This window comes from Fangia hongkongensis FSC776 = DSM 21703 (assembly GCF_000379445.1).
In the GTDB taxonomy this organism is placed as follows: domain Bacteria; phylum Pseudomonadota; class Gammaproteobacteria; order Francisellales; family Francisellaceae; genus Fangia; species Fangia hongkongensis.
In genome coordinates this window covers 22,040-39,707 of record NZ_KB902275.1, presented here as the reverse complement: position 1 = coordinate 39,707, position 17,668 = coordinate 22,040, and the positions used below count along the sequence as shown (strand labels likewise).

Genomic DNA, 17,668 nt, shown 5'->3' with positions numbered 1-17,668 from the left:
AAGTATGCGTTTGGCAGTGATATTATCTTTTAGCTTACATCTTTTTGTTATTACTGTTGTTATCTTATCAAGTTTGCTTTTTCATACAAAAACCGCTTATGTGACCGTATCTAATGCGCCAAAAAGCATACAAGCAAATATTGTATATTACCCTGTTGAAAATAGCTCAAAAGCTGAGCCAAGAGCTCAAGCAAAAGAGGTAAATCATAAAGTATCAGAGCACTTTAAACTGCCAGTATCATCTACTGTTTCACCTTTTGCAGCTGAAAAGAAGAAGGGTAAAACATTAGAGCATACACAAGAAAAACAGCTTAAAAAACTGGAAAAATCAAAAGATCAGGTGAATACACAACTGCCTACACAAAGTGCGCCTAAAGTAGTGGTGCAGTATACACAGAAAAAAGAGATACAAGCATCTTTATCAGAGCTTCAAGCAGCGTTATTTAAATATCTGAAAAATAGTGCATATTTAAACACTTCAAGCTTTAGTATTATCTTAACCTTAAAGGCAGATCAGAACTTTAGTGTTAATTTCACTGGAGAAATGACTAAAGAGCTCCAAGCACAAATTGTAAAGTTTATTCAAAGACAACGCATTACAAAAGATCTTATACTCAAACAAAGTGTACGAGTTGTGATTCCGGTGGATATCGTCAGTAATTAAAAACAGCTGCTTTTTCAAAGATAGCAATTTCAAGATTTTATGCTACAATAACGTTCAAAATTTCACCCTAATTGATACCTTGTTTGTGGGATGTAGAGGAAGTGATCTGGGTGCATAAACGCATAAATTTGAGCAAATGTTAAGATGACCTTAGTTTCATTAGCAATAGATTACAAAAAAGCCAAGGCTAAAGTGCGAAGCGCCTTTTCTCTTGAGGGTGAGCTGTTACCGCGTTATTTGGATGGTTTAAATGCACAAAATGGTGTGATGCAATCGGTTATTCTTTCTACCTGTAATCGCACTGAATTATACGTGGTTTTAAAAGAGCTTAGGGATTTAGATCATGTGATTAACTGGTGGCAAAATCAATCAAAGCTTGAAAACTATGATTTAAAGCCTTTCTTAGTGGTAAGACAAGAGAGTCATGTTGCGCATCATTTAATGCGTTTGGCTTCAGGTTTGGAGTCAATGGTGTTGGGTGAGCCACAGATTTTGGGTCAGATTAAACATGCCTACCAAGTGGCAATGCATGCGGGCGTTGTTGGTGGAGAGCTAAATCGCCTATTTCAAAAAGTCTTCTCAGTTGCCAAAGCGGTTCGTTACAAGACTGATATTGGGCAGTGCCCCGTGTCGGTGGCATTTTCAGCTTTATCCTTAGCGAAGCAAAACTTTAGCGACTTTAGTGATAAAAAAATATTGGTTGTAGGCGCTGGAGATACAGCATCTCTAGTGGTCCGTCATTTAGGTGCACTGAATCCCAAAGCAATTTTTGTGGCAAATCGTACGATACAAAAGGCTGAGATATTAGCTGATAAGTACTATATTTCCGCCCATGGATTAGATGCCATCTCTAGGCTCGCCAAAGAGGCTGATATTATTGTTACTGCCGTTAATTCGGCCAAAACGCTTATTAATAAAGAGATGTTGGCAGATAAGTCATCTTTATGTATGGTGATTGATTTATCTGTACCGCAGGTAATAAGTGATGAGCTTGATGTGCTAGAGCATGTAGTTAGCTATTGTGTCGATGATGTTGCAGGGATGATTGAAAGCAATCAATTGTTGCGTGAAAAAGCCGCTATTTATGCTGAAAAGTGGATTGAAAAAGGACTTGATGAGTATATTTCACAGGAAAAAGCAATTAGTTCGGATAATCTTATCATTGCCATGCGTCAGCAAAGCAAAGAGATTGTCGATAGTGAGCTTAAGCGAAGCCTAAAGCGCTTGGAAAATGGTGAAGATCCAAGGTTGGTGCTGGCAAGATTTGCGCATAATATCAATAATAAATGGATGCATACGCCAAGTGTATCAGTTAGAAATGCGGCAATCGAAGGCCGTGAAGATGTCTTAGGTTATGCCAAAGAAATATTTGGTCTTGAAATTGGAAAGAAATAATCAATGAAACAATCAATTAAAGCAAAACTTCAAGGGCTTTTAGAGCGCCATGAGGAGATCAGCGTGCTCTTAGGGGATGCTGACATTATTACGGATCAAAATAAATTTAGAGATTTATCAAAAGAATATGCGCAGTTAGAGCCAATTGTCAAAACATTCAAGGCATATGATCAGGCACAAAGTGATATTGAAAGTGCAAATGAAATGTTAAAGGAATCTGATCCTGAGATGAAAGAGCTTGCAAAAGAAGAGCTTGATTCGGCTGAGGAAGCTTTAGAAAAATATGCTCAGGAGCTTGAAATTCTGCTATTACCAAAAGATCCAAATGATGGCGCTAATGTATTTTTAGAGATTCGCGCAGGGACTGGTGGTGATGAGGCGGCTATTTTCTCAGGCGATTTATTCAGAATGTACAGCCGTTATGCAGAAAGAAAGGGCTGGCGCATTGAAATTGTCAGTCAAAATGAAGGTGAGCATGGTGGTTTTAAAGAGATCATCAGTAAGGTTTCAGGGGACGATGTTTACTCGCAATTGAAGTTTGAATCCGGTGCGCACCGTGTTCAACGTGTACCTGAGACAGAATCACAAGGGCGTGTTCATACTTCTGCTTGTACGGTTGCTGTTATGCCTGAGGTGGATGAAGTAGAGGGTATTGAAATTAATCCCGCTGATTTAAAAGTGGATACATTTCGTGCCTCAGGTGCCGGTGGTCAGCATGTTAATAAAACAGATTCGGCAATTCGTATTACACACATTCCAACAGGTGTGGTGGTTGAGTGTCAAGACCAGCGTTCACAACATAAAAACCGTGCGCAGGCGATGTCAATGTTAAAATCACGTCTCTTGCAGGCGGAAATTGACAAGCAGCAAAGTGCACAAGCAGACCAAAGACGTAACCTCGTTGGTAGTGGTGATCGCTCCGAGCGCATTCGCACCTATAACTATCCACAAGGACGAGTGACTGATCATAGAATTAATTTGACCTTATATAAACTCGATGAGGTGATGGAAGGAGACTTAGGCTCAGTTATCGGACCTTTAACGCAAGAGTATCAGGCAGATTTATTGGCGCAGATTTCAGAAGAAAATGCATAACTCTATTTCAGCTTATTTATCTAGGGCAAAAAAAACACTCTCTTATGTTTCAGATTCAGCACGTTATGATGCTGAAATTCTCTTATCCTTTGTGTTAAATAGACCGAGCAGTTATTTCTATACTTGGCCTGATAAAAGCCTATCTAATCAAGAGGCAAAAGCTTTTGATGCCTTGATAGAGAGAAGATCAAAAGGTGAGCCTGTTGCTTATATCATAGGGATAAAAGAGTTTTGGTCCCATAGTTTAAAAGTAACGCGAGATACTTTGATTCCACGAGCTGATACTGAAACATTGGTTGAAAGTGTACTTAAGCTTGATATAGAACAAGATAAACCTTTGTCTTTATTAGAGCTTGGTGCTGGCAGTGGCGCAATTTCGATTGCACTTGCAAGCGAGCGCCCAAATTGGCAAATTACTGGCGTTGATATTTCTCAAAGGGCCCTTGAGGTGGCACAGGAAAACGTTTCACGGTATGGTTATAAAAACATTCATTTTATACAAAGTAACTGGTTTTCATCACTCTTGGCGGAAAATAAGTTTGATATTATCGTTTCTAATCCACCTTATATTAGAGAAGATGATCCTGATTTATGTCATTACGTAAAAGAATATGAGCCCAAAAGTGCGCTCATTGCAAATGAAAATGGGCTTGGGGATATTCATGCGATTATTAAAACGGCAAGCACATTTTTAAAGGCTGATGGGGTATTGGCATTAGAGCATGGTTATTCTCAGGCCTCTGAAGTTCATCAATTATACCAACAATATGGTTATCAAAATATTAAGACATTATCAGATTTATCAGGGCATCCACGGGTAACGCTTGGATCTTTTATAGTGTGATATGCTTGCAAATAAGCAAATTTTTCATTTAGATAGATAACAAATATCATTCATTAGCATTTTGTACAAGGTAGCCTTTTTCACATAAGTAGAGGCTTGGATGTTAAGTTGAGCTGATACAGGAAGTTAAAAGAATTAAATCAAACTAACTTGGCCTTAGATAATATTGCCTCAAGTTTGATTTGGCTTTGATTGATTGCTAAATGGATGATATGAGTTTAATGTCAGGGAGCAAAAAATGTTTTATGTAGAGAAGATGGCAACTATGCCAGAGCTGATTAAAGAGTCGTTTATTCGACTAAAGCGTGATCCTAATATGGAAAAAGGGGATGATTATCGCTATCGTGCTTTTAGTGTAGGCAATATCTTTGCAGGGGAGATTTCAATTAGTGAACACAGTGAAGTTTTTCATCAATCAAAGAAGCTGAACAAATACAAAGGAGGGATCGATCGCTATTTTCCTTTGATTGAGATGGATGTTGCACGATTTGTTGCCAAGCATATTATTTTGCCACATGTGTATAGTAAAATTCCGCAAAATGACTATCACTTTGGTATCCATCAAATCCGCATTAAGGCAACGGATGTAATGACAGGATTGCCTGCACCAGAGGGCATTCATCAAGATGGGTTTAATTATGTTGCAGTGAATTGTGTTGATTTTCATAATGTCACAGGCGGCAACTCACTGTTGGTGAAGGCAGATCAGCACGATGATGTGCTGTTTAATCAGATTCTGACACCAAATGAAATGATTGTTTTTGATGATAAGCTTTATGCACACTACGCCTCACCGATTGTGCCATTATTGCCAGGTGAAGGATATAGAGATGTGTTTGTCACTACTTTGCAAGAAGTAAAAACACCATGACAGGAGAAAAGATGTTTGATGTAAATCAAGTGCGACGAAGCTTTCCCGCTCTGTCACAAAGTTATGCAGGAAAGAGCGCTATTTTTGCTGATGCGCCAGGTGGAACCCAAGTGCCATCTATTGTGGCAGATAGCATGAAAGAGTATATGCTTACAGGTGTGAGTAATCTAGGTGGGTTTTATCCAACTAGTCTTAAAACGATAGATGTTATGCAAGCTGCTCGCCATGGAGTTAAGCTTCTTATCAATGCAGAAGATGAAAGTGAAATTAGCTTTGGGCAAAATATGACAAGTATCACCTTTTCTATTTCTCAGGCAATCGCCAAAACTTGGCAAAAAGGCGATGTTATTGTTGTATCGGAGCTTGATCATGAGGCAAATATATCACCGTGGGTTGATGCTGCAAATCGTGCTGGGGCTACAGTTAAGTACATTCCCTTTAATCAAGAAACCTGTATGCTGGATTTAGATACCTTAGCCGAGTATTTACAGCAAGGCGGGGTTAAGTTTCTTGCAATTACATTGGCGTCGAATATTTGCGGTAGCATAACAGATATTCAAAAAGTGATGGCATATGCAAAAAGTTATAATGTACAAGTGTACGTTGATGCGGTGCATTTTATTGCGCATCATATTGTCGATGTGAAAGAAATTGGTTGTGATTGGCTGGCCTTTTCTGGTTATAAGATTTGTGGGCCGCATATTGGGGTGTTGTATAGTAATGCAAAAACAACAAACACCATTACACCGAATAAAATTTTGCCTGCACCGCAAACAAGGCCATTTTGCTATGAGACCGGAACGCAAAATTTTGAGGCAATGGTTGGTTTAACTCGAGCTATCATCCATAAAGCATCATTAAGCTCTACAAAGGATGCATCCTTAGATCGCTCATCGATTATACAAAGTATGCTGATGATTAAAACACATGAAAGTAGGCTTAAAAAAAGGTTGTTAGATAAACTTAGTATGCTTGAACGGGTGAATATTCATGGTGTGAAAGATCAAGCTGAGATTGATAGAAGAACACCCACTTTTGCCTTAAGTATTCCTGATAAAAGTGCACATGAGGTTGCAAAGTCGCTCGCCAATAGAGGTGTGTTTGCAGGTTCTGGTAATTTTTATGTGCCAAAGTTTGTACAAAGAATGGCACTTGAGTATCAAGGGGGTGTTGTGAGATTAGGTTTTGCCTATTATAATACGGAGGATGAAATAGACCAAGTTGTCAGTCATTTATCAGAACTGACCTCAAAAAAAGCATTATCAGCTAAACTGTAGCTGACAGTCGCACTTGATCTGAGAGAAAACAGGATATAGTTAATTTTATGAAAAACGCAACGTTTAAAGTTTGTGATGCTAACGTTCATGCAGGAGAAAAGGTCACACTTGCATTGCCATTACCTGAGCAGTATTCATGCTCGCCTATGTATATGCCGATTAAAGTGGTAAATGGCAAGCACCCAGGCCCTAAATTACTGGTTTTTGCGATGCTTAATGGTAATGAATTTAATGGCCTTGAAATAGTAAACCAGCTATTTGATGAACTCTCTGCTGAGTCGCTTCACGGTACGGTTGTAGCAGTACCAGCTTTAAATGTATATGGGTTAACACACTATCCCAAAGTCTCGCCAAGTGGTGTTCCTATGGCTGATAGCTTTCCGGGCGATGTTCAAGGTAACTACAGTGAACGTATTGCCTATATTTTCACCGAAGAAATCTTAAAGAAAGTAGATTATTGTATTGAGCTGCAAACAGGCTCATTAAATCATCAAAGTTTACCGCAAGTGTATTGTAACTTTGATAATGCCTCTCTTAGAAAGCTTGCGAAGGCATTTCAGGCACCTGTGATCACTGAAGTAGAGACAGAAGCGAGCACTTTAAGAGAAACCGCTGAAAGTTTAAATATTCCGCTATTGGTTTATGAAGCAGGTGAAGCCATGCGTTTTGATCAAGAGTCAATTCAAATTGGTTTTGAAGGCATTCAAAATGTAATGAAAAAACTCTCCATGTTAGAGGGGGATTTGGAGTATAAAGTCTCTGCTGTGTTTTCAAAAGATGAAGATTGGCTAAGTTCACCGTCCTCTGGTGTGTTACATACAGATGTAACCTTGGGCGAATCGATTAAAAAAGGAGAGAAGATCGGGCGCTTGTCTGATCCGTTTAGTAATGAGAGTGTCACGGTTGTGAAGTCTAATTTAGATGGTGTTGTTGTCGGGATTAATCGCTCACCACTTATTCAGGAAGGAGAGTCAATTTTTAAAGTGGCTTCCTTTATTGATAATCAAAAAGCAGAAGCTATTTTAGAAGAATGGGAAGAGTTAAAACCTGAGATTGACGAGTAGTATATGTCTCAAAATCAAAAAATGTCTGCTATAGGCACAGTAATTTGGATTATCTGTGCGCTTTTTTTCATGTATGAGTTTCTTTTAAGAACCATCCTTGGAACCTTTGAACATCCGATTATGCATGATTTGCATTTAAACTTAATCACCTTTGCGATTTTAAGTTCAACGGCTTATCAGCTTGTCTATGGTGTGATGCAAATTCCAGTGGGAATTATTACAGATAAATTTGGATTGAAAAAAACGCTCTTTTTGGCGGTGATTGTTTGCTCATTTGCCGTAGTTGGTTTTGGGTTTGCCAGTGAGTTTCCCTTAGCAATTGGCTTTCGAATCTTAATGGGATTTGGTTCGGCTTTTGGCTTTATCTGTCTTTTGGTTGCGGTATATGATTGGATGCCAAGAAAGTATATTGGTCTTTTTATTGGGCTGTCACAATTTATTGGAACAATGGGCCCCATGTTAGCAGCAGGCCCTATGAATACACTTGCCAATACCTCTGGTGTGAATTGGCGCTATATCTTCTTTGCGCTTGGCGCTATTGGTATATTGATTGCGCTGTTGGTGATTGGCATTGTTAAAAATAACACAGATAGCATTCAAGGCTTTCGTATTTTAAAGAAATCAGAGCCTGTACGTTATGGGCTGGTGGCATTAATGAAGCAACCTCAGGTATGGCTTATTGCTATTTTCTCAGCCTGCGTGTACTTCTCAATTGAGTATTTATCAGAAAATAGTGGTAAAGCTTTTTTGATGCTCCATGGATTTAGCTCAGATGCTTCTTCCTATATGTTAACGGTCTCTTGGCTTGGCTATGCAATTGGTTGTCCGCTTCTTGGGCTTATTTCAGATGTGCTAAGTAAGCGCAAAAAAGTTATGATGCTATCGGCTTTTTGTGGTTTGGTTGCGGTCATATTGATTGTGTATTTCCCTATTAATATTGTTGTGATAACAATCGCTTTTTTCCTTCTTGGCATTGGCGCAAGTGGGCAAAGTATTGGCTTTGCTATCATGGCTGAGCAATGTAATCATAATTATCTGGCAGCAGGTTTAGGATTAAATAATGCAATGATTATGCTGGTGACGGGCATCTGTGCGCCGATTGTTGGCGCTGTTATTTCGCACTTATCACAAGGAAACACGATCAGTATTGGCAACTATCAAAGTGCTTTTATTGTGTTAATTGCCTTTATGTTTATTGCGCTTATTATTTCAAGCTTCTTTATTAAGGAGACATTTTGTAAATCAACTAAAGAGACCACCAAGCTGTCAGTGGAGTGATGTGGAGCCTCATTTTATATCTGAGCAAACCATTATTATAAAAATCAGCTAAAATTAGTATATCCATCTTGAAGTATTTTGTGGGACTTAGTTGTAAAAAAGTTTGCAGAAATCATGCGAAGACAAAGTGAAAAGTGCTATGAAATACTTTTCTGATGCCTATAGATCACTTTGAGTGGAGGATGATTGATATGTATACGAATAATAAAAGCTTTATGAATCTTGTATTTTATGCGGAACTATTGGCGATTGGCTTATTTATCACTTTTGTTGTTTATATATTAATTGGCAGGGTTATCCCCACAGTTACACTGTATGAGCCGATTGATTTAGTGATTGCAATTGTTTGTGGCGGAATCGTTATGCTGGCTTTTTGGCAGACTATGAAACACCTAGGTTACCCTAATGCGAGGGTGGATGATAACAGCGAAACCGAGAGCTATAAAAAGTATATTAAACCAATGGCGCCTAAATAGTAAAAGCAGCTTTACTCTTTTAATCTTCAAGGATGTTTTAACTTTACCCTTTTCATGACTGTTAATGCAATATAATTTAAAATCACCGTATTTTGAGCGCGTTTATTCTAGCGGTAAATTGCAGTTGAAAAACAAATTTTCCTTGTTATGATACATAAAATATTATTTTCTAGGGACAGTGTGTTTTATGCAAAGGCTACCAAAAGCAAGCTATTTACTTTGGTCGTTTTTTATTATCTATGCGTTTTTGTGGGTGTTAACTCCTTCACTCGTTAGGTTTGTGACGCCAATGGACTCTACTGAGGGAGCCATGTGGGGGCAGGTTTTACAGTGGGGGTATCCAAGAGATCCTTGGTTCAATGCGCTTTTAACAAAATTTGCACTTTGGGTAAGTGGTGATCAAGATTGGAGTGTATATCTGCTCTCGCAATTGATGGTGCTGTTAGCCATTTGGTCTGTATGGCGCCTTGGAAGAATCATTCTAAAAAATGATTATTTGGCCTTGGTGGCTGTTATTATTCTAGTTGCCATCCAATATTACAATTTAGGGGTTGTTGATTTTAACGATAATGCTTGTGAACTTGGGCTTTGGCCTTTGATGTTTTTGTATTTCTATCGGAGTTTGACAACAAATAGGCTAAAGCATTGGTTATATTTGGGTGTGATTGCAGGCGTTGGGATGATGGCAAAGTATTACACAGCCGTGCCACTTGTAACCATGTTCCTGTTTATGCTATTTGATAAATCAAACCATTGTTTTTTTAAAGAGTATAAAATATACCTTGCGCTTATTATTGTTTTTGCCATCTCCACACCGCATGCCATTTGGTTGTTTGTTTATGATTTTGTTCCTATTCAGTTTTCACTATCTGTTTTGCATCGCTCAGCGGATACAGCAAGCCTTTTCACTAAGCATTTTGGTTATGGGATTGATTTTTTCTTTGCGCAAATAGGCACATTTATGGGAGCCGTTGCCGTGTTTCTTTTTGGTTATTTCGGCAAAGTAAAAAACAATAAGCTCAATGATAAGCCTGTGATCAGTCAATATGATCATCGATTTTTGTTTTATGTAGGGATTGCACCGTTTTTATTAACCGTTTTGATTTCAATGACAACAGGATGGCGCATTTATACGATGTGGGGAATTCCACTTTTAAGCATGTGGGGCGTGATTTTACTTGCATGGACTAAACCTGTTTTAACAAAAGCGAAAGTATATCGTGTTATGTTTGTTGCGGGACTCGTTACCGTATTATTAATTACAGGTTACAGTATTTCACTGTCAAGAAGTAAGACCTCAAGTGCCAATTATCCTGCAAGAGCAATTGCTAAAATCATGACAGAATCTTGGCATGAGCGCTATCATACCCCGCTTCGCTATGTGGCAGGGTATAACCGCCCAGTCAGTTATATGGCAAGATACTCTCAAGATCGCCCGGAAGGATTAATTGATTTTAATCCAGCACTTAATCCTGCGCTTAATATGAAAGATTTGCGTGAAAAAGGTGCTGTATTTATTCTTATTCCTCAAATGGAAGGTCACAATCATTTCTCCAAGGAGATTCTAAATGAATATCCCAATTTAATTATTACACCTTTTCAAGAAGTAAAATGGGAAAGAGCAAAACCAGATCAAAAGCCAATGCGTTTTCAGATTGCCTATTTGCCACCTGCCCATCTGACTAAATAGTTAAAATTGCATCTACAGGGGCTTGATATGCAGCTTATTTTACCCATTATCGCTTTTTCTTTGTTAAGTGGGGCGATCTTCACTTTAGGGCGCGTGTTTTTCTATTATCGTTATTCAGATAAAAGAATGCGCCCAGCATATCAAAAAGACCTTTTCAAAGCGCATGTGCTTGGTATTCGGTTTGATTTGAAAAACATAGCTTCAGTTAACTTCTTTCCACTAGTCCTTGCAATTGTTGCTTTTTTCTTTCCAGTGCTGAGCTTTAGCTTTTATATCATCATATTAGTGTATTATTTCCTAGCACTGATTGCATTTTTAACGATGATCATTACAGATTATTTTTTCTACTCTTATTTCAGTGATAGAATAAACTACCTTATCTGGGGGCTTATCGATGATGATTTGAAAGCTTTATTGATTACGATTTGGAAAGATTATAATGTGATAGGGTATCTTTCGGGTATTTTGTTTTTATTGGTTTGTGTTTTTGCCGTTTTAAAGCTGGTGCTACTCTCTGCGTTTATTCCTATATTTCACTCACTTTGGAGCTTTTTGCTGATTTGGATTGTTTTAGTTGTGCTGAATATTATCTTCACACGGGGCACCTTAAGGCATATGCCGTTGTCAGTAAAGCATGCGTATGTCAGTGAGCATGCTTTTTTAAATTCACTTTGTAATAACCCTGTTACCTTGATGTATTACATGATGAAAATGCGTAAAAAAAGCAAAAATAATAAAGAGTTTGAAACGCCTCTGCATCAGGACTTCAATAAAGTGAAAGAAGTCATATCGCCACATTCTAATGCCAGTACCGTTCAAGAGCTTATGCTGCGGCAAAGCACTTCATACGAGCAGAAAAGGCCACCGCATGTGGTTGTGTTTATGATGGAGAGTTTTGGTTCCCAGTTTTTAATTGAAGATAAAGAGGCAAGAAAGCTTTTAGGTTCATTAGAGCCACACTTTGATCAAGATCATGTGTTTTATAACTTTTTATCAGATGCAAACGGTACAGCAGAGAGTTTTGCTTCATTGATTGCAAATATGATGATGTTGCCTTTTGCAAATGCACTGACTGAATCACAGTACTTAAATCAGCTATTACCTTCTTCTGTTGCTGCACTTTATAAGCAATCAGGCTATGAAACAATGGCAGCCTACGGAGGGCTTCTCTCTTGGCGTAACATTGGTAAATTTCTTGAGTCGCAAGGGTTTGATCATATAAAAGGTGAGAAGAATATTACACATGAGCTTGGACTTGATGAGAAATCTGATATTGGCAATGAGTGGGGGTTGTATGATGGGCATTTGATTGACTATGTCAGCCAATATCTGCAAAAGGCAACTACGCCACAATTTATTGTTGTATTGAGTACTACAAATCACCCGCCTTTTTCTACAGATCCGTCGTTTGAGTTTGCAAATATGGCATTAGTTGAAAAATACCAAAATCGATTTCTTCGATCGGATGAGGCACTGAAGCGTTTTAAAGTATATGAATATTGTAATGATGCGTTGGGGCGTTTTGTGTCAACTGTGAAAGAGTCACATTTAGCAGAGGAAACGGTAATTGCAATCACGGGTGATCACGCTTATCGAGGATATAAAACCTCTGATCAAGAGATGTTTTTAAAATCAGCCGTTCCGTTTTATTTATATGCTCCAAGTGAAGCACTGGCAAGATATACGATTGATACAAGTAAGTTTGGCTCGCATAAGGATATTATGCCAACCTTAATTGAGCTCACTCTACCAGACACGAGTTACTATGCGATTGGGCACAGCATGCTCTCAAATGTCAACGAGGGTGTGGCATTTAACTCGACAGGTTTGGCTGCAAATAAAGATGGCGCTGTTTTACTCGGTTCACAAGCTGTGTTCTATCAGTTTGAAGAAGGGCTTTATACCAAATCGAGCCAGAAAAATGAATCCCTTGAGCATTTACTCTATCAATATTATGCCTCTATTGATGCAACAGCATTGTTTTTAAAAGGATAAGTTTATTCTGCCTTCGATGTTGCAAGTAGCGCAAAAAAAGCGAGAATTATAGCGATAATAATGCAAATGATAATATAAATAAAACTGGCCTCAAAATCATGCGCGCTAAAGTATTGAATCTCTTGATCATTGAGTAGGCGCATAATAATACCGGAAAGTGGAATTAAAATAGCCGTTGTGATAAATACAAGAAAATTACACGCACCTATTGAAGTGCCTTTGGCATGCTCAGGGGTATGATTTTTAGTGACGGCAAATACCAAAATTTGGGCGCCTGAGAATAAGCCTAACAAGAACATGGCTATGCCTAAGATGATCAAATTGCTAAATAACGGCGTGTAAATAATTAAGCTAAAAACCACCAATACCCCGATATAGCTGATAAGGATCGTGGCTTTAAAGGATTGCATTTTATCAGAGATGATTCCAGCAAGTGGGCTGCCAAACACCCAGCCAAATAATACCAGTGAGCAGAGTGTTGCGGCATCTTGAGAGCTAAGTAAATATGCTTTTTCTAGATAGGGAACGCCCCAGAGCATTGCAAATACGGTTGTTGGAATAAAGATAAACCCGCCTGATAGCGAGATAAACCAGCAGCGATAATTTTTGATAAAAGGTAAATAGTTTTTAAATAGTCTGCCTTTTTTATGAGCGGCTTTTGTTAATGCAGCAGGCCTTTTAGGAATAATAAATAAAAGAATAACCGTTAGGATAACCCCAATAATTGCGAGCGCAATCCAATCATTTGGCCAGTTACTTTCAGTCGTTGTGCGCACTAAAATGGCCTGACCTGCAATGCCGCCAATCATCCCCATGGCTTGAGTTAATCCAAATACAAGCCCATGATGAGATTTATCTATCCAGTTCGTTGCAACATAAATAATGCCAACAAAGGCAAATGCTGAGCCTGCACCAATTAATAGTCTGCCAATTAACATGACTGTACTGTCTTGAACAATAAATAAAAAGCAGCCAATGGCACATAAAAGGACGGCAAAAGGCAAAATCTTTTTACCGCCAAATTTATCCATTAAAGAGCCAGCAACGAGCTGTAGTGGGGCATAGCTATAGTAGAAAGCTCCGATAATAGCAGCAATGGCTAGGTTGTTAACATGAAGGTACTGTTCAAGTTGTTTGATCATAATGCTTGGTGCTGAGCGCAATATATACTCATAGAAATAGAAAAACGCGACGATAAACCAAATGATCCAACCATGATGTTTGTATTTGTGTAATTGCATATTGTTATCCAATAACCCTAGATGCGTTTAAGTATACTGAAGAATAAAAAATTGTCATAAGCATTATCAATGCTTGTGAAGGTGTTGCATCGATAATGATCCTTGCTAAGATTGACTTATCAGCTTTTCAAAAAGGTGGCTTGTATGAAAGCATCTGATTTGTTATTAAAGTGCATTGAGGCACAAGGAAGTTATAGAATATATGGTGTTCCAGGTGAGGAAAATGCCGATGTAATGATTTCACTTTTAGACTCTAACATTGAGTTTTTAACTATGCGTCATGAGCAAACGGCAGCATTTAGCGCAGCGATGGAGGGCTATCTAACAGGGCAGCCTGGGGTTTGTTTATCAACATTAGGTCCAGGGGCAACTAATCTTCTAACAGGTGTTGCTCAAGCAAATATGGATCATATGCCTTTAATTGTCATTATTGGTCAGGCAAGTACACACAGGTTACATAAGATATCACACCAGAATATGGACTCGGTAGATATGTATAAATCTGTCACCAAATGGGCGGTGACGATTCGTGATGCAGACACAATTCCTGAAATTGTCGCCAAGGCATTCAAGCGCGCACAAGAGGGCTTGCCGGGGGCGGTTTTAATTGAGTTCCCAGAAGATATTGCAGCAATGGAAGTAAATGCCAAACTAAGTGTTTTGCCAAAAATTGCAGTCAGTGATAACAAAGAGATTGCAGAGGAGTCGATCTCAAGTTTTATTCAATTATTGCAAAGTGCTGAAAAACCGATTGTTCTTGCAGGTGATTCAGCTGTGCGTCAAGCGGTAGATAAACCGCTTAAGCGTTTTCTAACAACGGCAAATCTTTATGGTGCAAGCACTTTTATGGGTAAAGGAGTGATTTCAGATCATTATGAGAAATCACTGTATACCGTTGGTATGGGAATGAAAGATATAGCAGTTAAGGCATTTGATGAAGCTGATCTTGTGATCTGTATCGGCTATGATCTTGTTGAGTGGGCGCCTGATAGATGGAACCCGCGTGGGGATAAAAAAATTATTCATATCAATGTTGCACCGGCTGAAGTGGATAGCGCCTATTTGCCGAGTTTGGAGATGATTGGCGATATCGGTGGCATACTCACTCAGATTAATAAACAGCTCACTCAAGGCTGTACTAAAGATGATATTCAATCATTTAAAGCAATACAAAAACTGGTTAAGGATGATCTTAATCAAGATGATAACAATGACTCATTCCCTTCTAAACCAAAGGCGTTTTTACATAGATTGCGAGAAGTCTTAGCCGATGATGATTTGTTATTTAGTGATGTTGGGGCACATAAGATGTGGGTCGCAAGGCAGTATCGAGCATATCAGTCAAAAACTTGTTTTATCAGTAACGGGTTTTGCTCTATGGGCGGCAGTATGCCATCGGCATTGGCTGCAAAACAGATTCACCCTAATAGGCGTGTTGTAGCACTTTGTGGTGATGGTGGTTTTATTATGAGTATACAAGCCTTGGCCTCTGCCAGTGCATTAAAACAAGCTATTACCGTTATTATATGGATTGATGATCATTATGGCTTAATCAAATGGAAACAGGAAATGCATTTTAATCAGTATTCACATATTGATTTACATAACCCAAATTTACTACAGGTAGCAGAGGCTTTTGGCTGTTATGCCCAAGTGATTGAGGCACCTTCTATGTTGGCTGAGGCATTTGAGAGAATTGATAAGATAACAGATCGGCCAAGTGTTCTTTTGGTTCCAATTGACTATAGTGAGAATATGAAGCTCTTTGAACATTTAAAGCGAATTGTTTAACCTTTTTTAATTTCAATGGTGGAAAGTGATGATTGATAAATATCAAAGTATAAATCCAGCAACGGGTGAGACTCTCGGTGAGTATCCAACTTTATCAAAGATACAGTTAGATGAAGTGATTTTAGATGTAAAAGATGCACAAAAGCTCTGGCATGACCATACGATTGAGCAAAAGCTTATATGTATTGAAAAAATCGGACAAATCTTGCTTAAAAATAAGCATGACTATGCGCTTCTTATGACAAATGAAATGGGAAAAACACTTAAAGAGAGTATCGCTGAGGTAGAAAAATGTGCTTTTTTATGTTCGTATTATACTGAGCATGGCAAAGCATTTATGGCGGCTCAGAAAATTGATTTTGAAGGGCTTAACGCTGAGCGTGTCTTTGAGCCACTTGGTGTGATCTATACCATTATGCCGTGGAATTTCCCTTTTTGGCAGGTATTAAGAGCTGCAATTCCAAGTTTGCTGATCGGTAATGGCATTGTATTAAAACATGCAGAGAATGTTATTGGTGCAGGTTATGCGATTGAATCTATTATCTTTGAAGCAACAGGGTTAAATATCTTTAAAAACATCGCAATTGATTTGAGTTTATCAGAGCATATTATTAAACATCCTGATATTGCGGCAGTGACCTTAACGGGTAGTAATCGAGCCGGTGCCATTGTTGCCAAACAAGCAGGTGAGGTGTGTAAAAAGGCCGTTTTAGAGCTAGGTGGCTCAGATGCTTATATTATCCGCGCTGATGTTGATGTTGATGAAGTGGCGAAACACATAGTTAAAGTGAGAATGGCCAATGCAGGTCAGGTGTGTATTTCACCAAAGCGATTAATTGTGGATGTCAGTATTAAAGAGGCATTTGAAAAAGCAGTTCTTGAGGCCGTTAAAACAATTAAAATGGGGAATCCGTTGGATGATGAGACAACAATGGGACCTATGGCAAGGGCGGATCTTAGAGATAATCTTAATAGACAGATTGCTAAGAGTATTGATCAAGGTGCAAGATTACTGATAGGAGGCAAAGAAGTTCCAAGTGAGAATGCGCATGTTGTATACTATGAACCAACCGTGTTGACAAATGTCACCTCTGAAATGACTGCCTTTCAGGAGGAGCTTTTTGGTCCTGTAATTAGTATTATTGTCTCGCACAATGACGAGGAGGCAATATCGCTTGCAAATCAATCACAGTATGGCTTAGGAAGCGGAATTTTCACACAAGATATCGATTATGCAAAAAAGGTGGCAAGACATCGAATTGAAGCTGGGATGTGCTTTATTAACCAATGTGTCGCCTCACACCCCGCTTTGCCATTTGGGGGTGTAAAGCAGTCAGGTTATGGCAGAGAGTGTTCCGTTGAAGCGCTTCGAGAGCTGGCAAATGTGAAAACAGTGCTTGTCGCTAGTTGATTATTCCCTAATAACCTTGCCAGATATCAGATCAATAATTCTTGAGGGCTTGCTTGCACCTTGAGTGCTTTCAGGGTAGATATACGAAACCTCTCCTTTGAAATATTGCCAAATTTCATTGGCTGTTGCAGCAGGTGGCATGCTAGAGATATTTGCACTTGTTGAGATGATTGCCTCCCCCATGCGCTTGGTAATCTCGCACAATACAGGATGTGTACTAAGGCGTATGGCAATGCTATCAAATTTACCAGTTAGCCATTGATATTCTTTCTTAACAGGGCAAATCCAAGTGGTGGCTCTTTTTGTAGCATTTTGGCTTATTTTTTCTAAGTGTTCTGCTTTGAGATTGGTTACATCAATATAAGGGATGAGATGATTGATATCTCCAGAAAGAACAATAAATCCTTTTTCTTTAGGGCGTTTTTTTAAGGCAATGATTTGTGAAATAGCTTTAGGGGTGATGATTGAGCTTAAGCCGTAAATAGACTCTGTCGGCAAAGCAACAATATCATGCTGCTGCAGATGATTCACTGCGTTTATAATTGCAGATTCTTTTATCATTATTAAATTAATGGA

Annotated in this window: 15 protein-coding genes; 13 read left to right on the top strand and 2 right to left on the bottom strand. The window is 38.7% G+C overall.

From position 1 onward, the window contains the following. The first annotated feature begins 4 nt into the window (after positions 1-4). The 11 genes from A37Q_RS0113870 (at position 5) to A37Q_RS0113820 (ending at position 12,649) form a co-directional block, all read left to right on the top strand. Positions 5-664 carry a hypothetical protein gene (locus A37Q_RS0113870; protein ID WP_018300893.1) on the top strand — a complete coding sequence of 220 codons (660 nt, stop codon included), beginning with the start codon at positions 5-7 and terminating at the stop codon, positions 662-664. 144 nt (positions 665-808) lie between these two features. Beyond that, positions 809-2,059, top strand: a complete 1,251-nt coding sequence (gene hemA / locus A37Q_RS0113865) for a glutamyl-tRNA reductase (RefSeq protein WP_018300892.1) — start codon at positions 809-811, stop codon at positions 2,057-2,059. A gap of 3 nt (positions 2,060-2,062) precedes the next feature. After that, positions 2,063-3,154: a peptide chain release factor 1 gene (gene prfA, locus A37Q_RS0113860; RefSeq protein WP_018300891.1), complete on the top strand. Its 1,092-nt coding sequence runs from the start codon at positions 2,063-2,065 to the stop codon at positions 3,152-3,154. After that, positions 3,147-3,998 carry a peptide chain release factor N(5)-glutamine methyltransferase gene (prmC, locus tag A37Q_RS0113855; RefSeq protein WP_018300890.1) on the top strand — a complete coding sequence of 284 codons (852 nt, stop codon included), beginning with the start codon at positions 3,147-3,149 and terminating at the stop codon, positions 3,996-3,998. Before prfA ends, prmC begins: the two co-directional genes overlap by 8 nt. Positions 3,999-4,236: 238 nt before the next feature. Then, positions 4,237-4,869: a 2OG-Fe dioxygenase family protein gene (locus tag A37Q_RS0113850; protein WP_018300889.1), complete on the top strand. Its 633-nt coding sequence runs from the start codon at positions 4,237-4,239 to the stop codon at positions 4,867-4,869. An 11-nt stretch (positions 4,870-4,880) separates the two neighbouring features. After that, positions 4,881-6,146 (top strand): cysteine desulfurase-like protein, encoded by a 1,266-nt coding sequence (locus tag A37Q_RS0113845; protein ID WP_018300888.1) that lies wholly within the window; start codon positions 4,881-4,883, stop codon positions 6,144-6,146. A gap of 47 nt (positions 6,147-6,193) precedes the next feature. Continuing rightward, a complete protein-coding gene (locus A37Q_RS0113840) occupies positions 6,194-7,210 on the top strand; it encodes a succinylglutamate desuccinylase/aspartoacylase family protein (RefSeq protein ID WP_018300887.1) in 1,017 nt (338 codons plus the stop codon). A 3-nt stretch (positions 7,211-7,213) separates the two neighbouring features. Further along, entirely contained in the window at positions 7,214-8,488 is a 1,275-nt protein-coding gene (locus A37Q_RS0113835; RefSeq protein WP_018300886.1) for an MFS transporter, read from the top strand. A gap of 191 nt (positions 8,489-8,679) precedes the next feature. Continuing rightward, positions 8,680-8,964 (top strand): hypothetical protein, encoded by a 285-nt coding sequence (locus A37Q_RS0113830; RefSeq protein ID WP_154648727.1) that lies wholly within the window; start codon positions 8,680-8,682, stop codon positions 8,962-8,964. 187 nt (positions 8,965-9,151) lie between these two features. Then, entirely contained in the window at positions 9,152-10,654 is a 1,503-nt protein-coding gene (locus A37Q_RS15665; RefSeq protein WP_018300884.1) for a glycosyltransferase family 39 protein, read from the top strand. Positions 10,655-10,681: 27 nt separating this feature from the next. Next, complete coding sequence (locus tag A37Q_RS0113820) at positions 10,682-12,649, top strand: LTA synthase family protein (protein WP_018300883.1); 1,968 nt, start codon at positions 10,682-10,684, stop codon at positions 12,647-12,649. 2 nt (positions 12,650-12,651) lie between these two features. Here A37Q_RS0113820 and A37Q_RS0113815 read toward each other — a convergent pair whose 3' ends face one another. After that, a complete protein-coding gene (locus tag A37Q_RS0113815) occupies positions 12,652-13,890 on the bottom strand; it encodes an MFS transporter (protein ID WP_018300882.1) in 1,239 nt (412 codons plus the stop codon). A gap of 144 nt (positions 13,891-14,034) precedes the next feature. On the opposite strand from A37Q_RS0113815, the gene A37Q_RS0113810 reads away from it, so the two are divergent. Both A37Q_RS0113810 and A37Q_RS0113805 read left to right on the top strand, forming a co-directional pair. After that, positions 14,035-15,681, top strand: coding sequence for an acetolactate synthase large subunit (locus tag A37Q_RS0113810; RefSeq protein ID WP_018300881.1), 1,647 nt, complete (start codon positions 14,035-14,037; stop codon positions 15,679-15,681). Between the two features lie 28 nt (positions 15,682-15,709). Continuing rightward, the gene (locus A37Q_RS0113805) at positions 15,710-17,092 is read left to right on the top strand and encodes an aldehyde dehydrogenase family protein (RefSeq protein WP_018300880.1); all 1,383 of its coding nucleotides are present in this window, start codon (positions 15,710-15,712) and stop codon (positions 17,090-17,092) included. On the opposite strand, the gene A37Q_RS0113800 is transcribed toward A37Q_RS0113805, so the two are convergent. Continuing rightward, positions 17,093-17,653, bottom strand: a complete 561-nt coding sequence (locus tag A37Q_RS0113800) for an L-threonylcarbamoyladenylate synthase (RefSeq protein ID WP_018300879.1) — start codon at positions 17,651-17,653, stop codon at positions 17,093-17,095. Positions 17,654-17,668: the final 15 nt, after the last annotated feature.